Below are 4952 nucleotides of genomic sequence, written 5' to 3' on the forward strand. Positions count from 1 at the left end.
CCTGCCGTGCCCGGCATCGGCTTGGGACTGAGCTACGTAAAGCTGCTGACCGAGGCACACCGCGGCACCGTTACCCTGCGGAGCCGCCCGGGGCAGGGGACAACGGTGACCGTCAGCATCCCGCAATGAACGATGAGTGAAAACAAGAATAACAGATTCTAAAAAGAAATCCTGCCGTTCTCCTCTTCCTCCTTTCGGAGAGAGGGTACGGAGGTAAAGCCCTGTATGAAACGACTGAAGATTCTTTTTGCCGACGATGACTTGAAGTACTCCCTGCTGCTGAAACGCTTTCTCGAACAGGAGGGGTACGACGTCACTTATGTAGGAAACGGCAGTATGGCCGTAGAGCAGTTTCCCCTCGTCAGGCCCGACCTGGTGTTGCTCGACATCAACATGCCCGGCCTGAACGGTTTCGAAGTGGCAACCCGTATCCGCGAGGCGGACAGGCATGTCCTCATCTTCTTTCTGTCCGACCGCAGCGACAAGGCCGACCGTCTGCAAGGCTTCCGCCTTCGGGCGAACGACTACCTGGCCAAGCCCTTCTATCCGGAGGAACTGATAGCGCGCATACGCGAGCGCTTCTCCTCGCAGTTGGACGAGATGGTCGAGGAGGAAGTGTACAGCTTTGGCCGCTCGGTGTTCAACTACAGCACCAACGAAATCCGTACGGGCACCAACAAAGTGCTCATCACTTCGCGGCAGGCCGACATCCTGCGGATGCTGGCGCGCAATGCGAACACGACGGTGGCGCGCTCTGCCCTGCTCGAAGCCGTGTGGGGCAGCGACAGCTATGCCAACTCGCTGGCGCTAAACGTGCAGATCACTTACCTGCGGAGGGCATTAAAAAACGACCCAACCGTACGGATTGAGTCGTTGATGAAAAAAGGGTATGTGCTTACGGTCGGTTAGGGCATCGCCGGAGCGGTTTCGGTGATGTTCTCCCCTTCGAACGAATGTACCTGATTGCCGATGTGGCGGTAGTAAATACCTTCCCACTTGCCGGTAGCCTCTATCTCCTGACCGGTTGTCTTTCCCCGGAACAGGGCACGGTAGGTGTAAGTCACCTGGTATTCCATGATTTCCGAAGTGATGTAGGCAATGAACGGCGTTTCCGATTCGATGTGCAGATTCTGCTGTTCGGAGTTGTATACGTAATACTCGGTAGAGAAAGGTACCGGTGTACTGTTCTTGGTGTGCATGTGAAAGTAAATTCCCATGGCAGGCTGTGTGGCGCTTTGGGGAACACAGACCGAGTCGGCTGCCGAGCCAATCAGGCGCTGGAACAGAACAGGGTCATCGGGGAGGAAGAGAGAACTCTGCCGATAACCTTCCATTGCGTTAAAGTCGATGGAATGCTTGCCTTCTGCCTCCTGTTGCGAAGTAGATTCGTGGGTGAACGATTGCTCTTTGCTGAACAGAACGTCATCGGCCATGCGGCACCATTCTATATCGATTAGTTCGTATTCCTTGTCGAGCAGGGTGGCTGTCACGTCGTTGTCGTCGGTGCATGCACTGAACGAAAGAAACAAGCCGACGAGCAGGAATAGGCTATTGAATATGCGTTGCAGAACTTTCATAGTTATATGTTTAAAGGATTAGTCCTTACAAAGATAACAATTTTGCAGGACTTTGGTTGCCTCTGAAGGCAAAATTTGACTGACAGGCCACTTTTCCCGACCAAACGGGTAGGAAAGACAGCCGAAATCTGCATTCGGGCTTATTGTTGAACCAGTGCGCCGATGGTCTTTCGGACCCTTTCGGCAGTGGTGACCGGTCGCGAATATTCGTCGATGCACACCGTTCCACCCATGGAGACGGCTTCGTTGCGGAACTGCATTCCGCTGGTCAGTTGCTCACGAGCCGAGAAATGGAATTCGCGGATACCCGTTTTGCTGGCTATGCGGGCAATGTTGTTTTCGTTGACACCGCAGCCGGCCAGCAGGATGATGCGTCCGTCGGCTTGTGCCTGCAGTTCTTTCAGCAGGGGAATACCCTGTTCGGCAGTGGGCTGTGCACCCGAAGTAAGAATGCGATGGCAACCCAGTTGGATGAGGGTCTCCAGTGCCTGCTTGGGCTGGCGGCATACATCGAAGGCACGGTGAAAGGTGACCGACATGCCTTGCGCGGCTTCAAGCAGTTGCTTCATCAGGGCGATGTCGATATCGCCTTCGGGCGTCAGGCAGCCGAAGACTACTCCGTCGGCTCCCAACCGGCGGGCGTTTTCAATGTCCTTCAACATGATGCGTTGTTCAAGGGGAGTGTAGAGGAAATCACCTCCGCGTGGGCGGATGATGACGTGCAGGCGTGTATGTGTCAGCAGCTTGCGGGCCGTGGTTATGTCGCCGTATGAGGGAGTGGTCCCACCTTCGGGGATACCGGCGCACAGTTCTACACGGTCGGCTCCTCCTGTCTGTGCAGCGAGGCAACTTTCTACGGAATTGGCGCAGACTTCAAACAGATAATGGTTCATGGCTTTACGGATTTAAAGTTAGTCCGGCCGTTGTAAGTTGTTCCTGCCGGCAACTGTGTTGATAGAAACGGGGCACGGATTACACTTCTTTCCACAGATTGTTGTCGGGACTTTCTGTGGCTTTTCGTGTAATCCGTGCCTTCAATGGTAGAGTTTTTATGTAGCTATGTTACTTGGCGTAGCTTACCGCACGTGTTTCACGGATAACGGTAATCTTCACCTGACCCGGATAAGTCATCTCATCCTGGATCTTCTTGGCGATTTCGCCCGACAAGCTTTCGGTTTGCTTGTCGTCTATCTTATCGGCACCGACAATGACGCGCAGTTCGTGGCCGGCCTGGATGGCGTATGTCTTCGTCACACCCGGATAGGACATGGCAAGCTGCTCAAGATCGTTCAGACGCTTGATGTAGGCTTCTACAATCTCGCGGCGTGCGCCTGGGCGTGCACCCGAGATGGCGTCGCACACCTGTACGATGGGAGCCAGCAGACTGGTCATTTCCACTTCGTCGTGGTGAGCACCGATGGCGTTGCAGATATCGGGTTTTTCCTTGAACTTCTCGGCCAGCTTCATACCATAGAGTGCGTGCGGCAGTTCGGGCTCTTCGTCGGGTACTTTACCGATATCGTGCAGCAGTCCGGCACGTTTGGCTTTCTTCGGGTTCAGTCCCAGTTCCGATGCCATGACGGCGCAAAGGTTGGCTGTTTCGCGGGCGTGTTGCAACAGGTTCTGTCCGTAGGATGAACGGTATTTCATCTTTCCGATAATGCGGATCAGTTCGGGGTGCAAGCCGTGGATACCCAGGTCGATGGTGGTACGCTTACCGGTTTCGATGATTTCTTCTTCAACCTGTTTGCGTACTTTGGCTACTACTTCTTCGATGCGCGCGGGGTGGATACGGCCGTCGGTCACCAGTTGGTGTAGGGCCAGACGGGCTATCTCGCGGCGTACGGGGTCGAAGGCGGAGAGCACAATGGCTTCGGGGGTGTCGTCCACCACGATTTCCACACCTGTGGCAGCTTCCAGCGCGCGGATGTTACGGCCTTCGCGTCCGATGATGCGTCCTTTGATTTCATCCGATTCGATGTGGAATACGGTCACGGAATTCTCAATGGCTGTTTCGGTGGCAACCCGTTGGATGGACTGGATGACGATGCGTTTGGCTTCCTTGCTGGCGGTCAGTTTGGCGTCGTCCATAATGTCGTTGATGTAGGACTGTGCCTGCGTTTTGGCTTCTTCCTTCAGCGATTCTACCATGCGTTCTTTGGCTTCTTCGGCCGAAAGTCCGGAGATGGCTTCCAGTTTTTCTATTTCCTGGCGTTGCAGGTGGTCCAGTTCTTCTTTCTTTTTGTCTATTACTACGAGCTGTGCCTCCAGGTTTTCCTTGATGGCATCTGCTTCCTGTTTCTTACGTTGCAGTTCTTCGTGGCGTTGATTCAACACCATTTCGCGTTGTTTCAGCTTGTTTTCGGCCTGTTGTATTTTCTGGTTGCGGATGGCTACCTCTTTTTCCAGGTCGGCTTTCTTGTTGAGGAATTTTTCCTTTACTTCGAGTAACTTATTCTTTTTAATCACTTCCGCCTCTGCTTCGGCATCCTTCAGAATGCTATCGTATTTGGACTTCAGCCCGTGCTTGAAGAACAGGTACGAGGCGAATCCTCCGATAAGAAAGCAGGCAATGGATACTACTATTGTAACTACTGTCATTTTAATTTGTTTTTTATAGATATAAATAAAAACGCACTGTATAAAAGCCTGTCTCTATCGGCAAGACGGACTTTTGCACAGTGCGTGGGTTTTCTACTTAATAAATAAGGTATACTTTGAAGGTGGCGGTTGTACGGATTACGGTTCTTTAAAGTAATCTTCCAGCACCTTTGTCAGTTCCTTTATCTTTGTTGTATAGGGCTCAGTGTCGTTACGCTGTTTCTGTTGCAGGTTTTCCAGCGAGAACTGATAGGCCACCATGGCTATGATCCGTTCGGCGGAAACGCTCTGATAATGTTCGCGATACGCATTGAGCCTCAAATCGACCTGCTTGGCGGCTTCCCGCACCATCTGTTCGTCTTCGCGGTTGATGGTAAGCGGATAAGAAGCTCCTGCCATCTGCAGGTTTATTTTTATTTTATCGTTCATACATCTTCTTCTTTATTCATTCAACAAAGCGATGCATTTATCGACTTCACGCACTAATTTTGACAATCGCAGCTTCGTCTCTTTTACGTCGCTGCCGTTAAGGCTGATTGTCGTAGCTGATTTTAGGTCTGTGTAGTTCTGTTCCAGTTGCTTATATTCAGCCATCAGTGTCCGGCATTCTTCTTCTTTGGCATCGAGAAGTTGCTTTAGTTCGGCATTCTCGCGTTTTAATTCATCGTGCAGATAGATTAAATGACGCAGCCTGGCTTCAAAGGTACTTAATAGCTTCTTTTCTTCTTCTGTCATTACTACACCAAAATTGTACACAAAAATACGTTTTATTCG

Annotated in this window: 7 protein-coding genes; 2 read left to right on the forward strand and 5 right to left on the reverse strand. The window is 51.8% G+C overall.

Features of this window, described 5'->3' with window-relative positions; all coding sequences use genetic code 11:
• On the forward strand, positions 1–129 hold a 129-nt coding region (locus QVP67_RS00300), incomplete at its 5' end, for an ATP-binding protein (protein WP_288179733.1).
• Positions 130–225: 96 nt separating this feature from the next.
• A complete protein-coding gene (locus QVP67_RS00305) occupies positions 226–909 on the forward strand; it encodes a response regulator transcription factor (protein WP_022161572.1) in 684 nt (227 codons plus the stop codon).
• On the opposite strand, the gene QVP67_RS00310 is transcribed toward QVP67_RS00305, so the two are convergent.
• The 5 genes from QVP67_RS00310 to QVP67_RS00330 form a co-directional block, all read right to left on the reverse strand.
• The gene (locus tag QVP67_RS00310) at positions 906–1577 is read right to left on the reverse strand and encodes a hypothetical protein (protein ID WP_022161573.1); all 672 of its coding nucleotides are present in this window, start codon (positions 1575–1577) and stop codon (positions 906–908) included. The two genes, QVP67_RS00305 and QVP67_RS00310, sit on opposite strands and share 4 nt — an antisense overlap.
• A gap of 140 nt (positions 1578–1717) precedes the next feature.
• Positions 1718–2470 (reverse strand): copper homeostasis protein CutC, encoded by a 753-nt coding sequence (locus QVP67_RS00315; RefSeq protein ID WP_022161574.1) that lies wholly within the window; start codon positions 2468–2470, stop codon positions 1718–1720.
• Between the two features lie 169 nt (positions 2471–2639).
• Positions 2640–4178 carry a ribonuclease Y gene (gene rny, locus QVP67_RS00320; RefSeq protein ID WP_022161575.1) on the reverse strand — a complete coding sequence of 513 codons (1539 nt, stop codon included), beginning with the start codon at positions 4176–4178 and terminating at the stop codon, positions 2640–2642.
• 138 nt (positions 4179–4316) lie between these two features.
• On the reverse strand, positions 4317–4607 hold the full coding sequence (locus tag QVP67_RS00325; RefSeq protein ID WP_022161576.1) for a cell division protein ZapA: 291 nt from the start codon (positions 4605–4607) through the stop codon (positions 4317–4319).
• A gap of 12 nt (positions 4608–4619) precedes the next feature.
• A complete protein-coding gene (locus QVP67_RS00330) occupies positions 4620–4934 on the reverse strand; it encodes a hypothetical protein (protein WP_022161577.1) in 315 nt (104 codons plus the stop codon).
• Positions 4935–4952 lie beyond the last annotated feature (18 nt).

It is taken from the genome of Bacteroides sp. CAG:633 (genome assembly GCF_000435115.1).
GTDB lineage: Bacteria > Bacteroidota > Bacteroidia > Bacteroidales > Bacteroidaceae > Bacteroides > Bacteroides ndongoniae.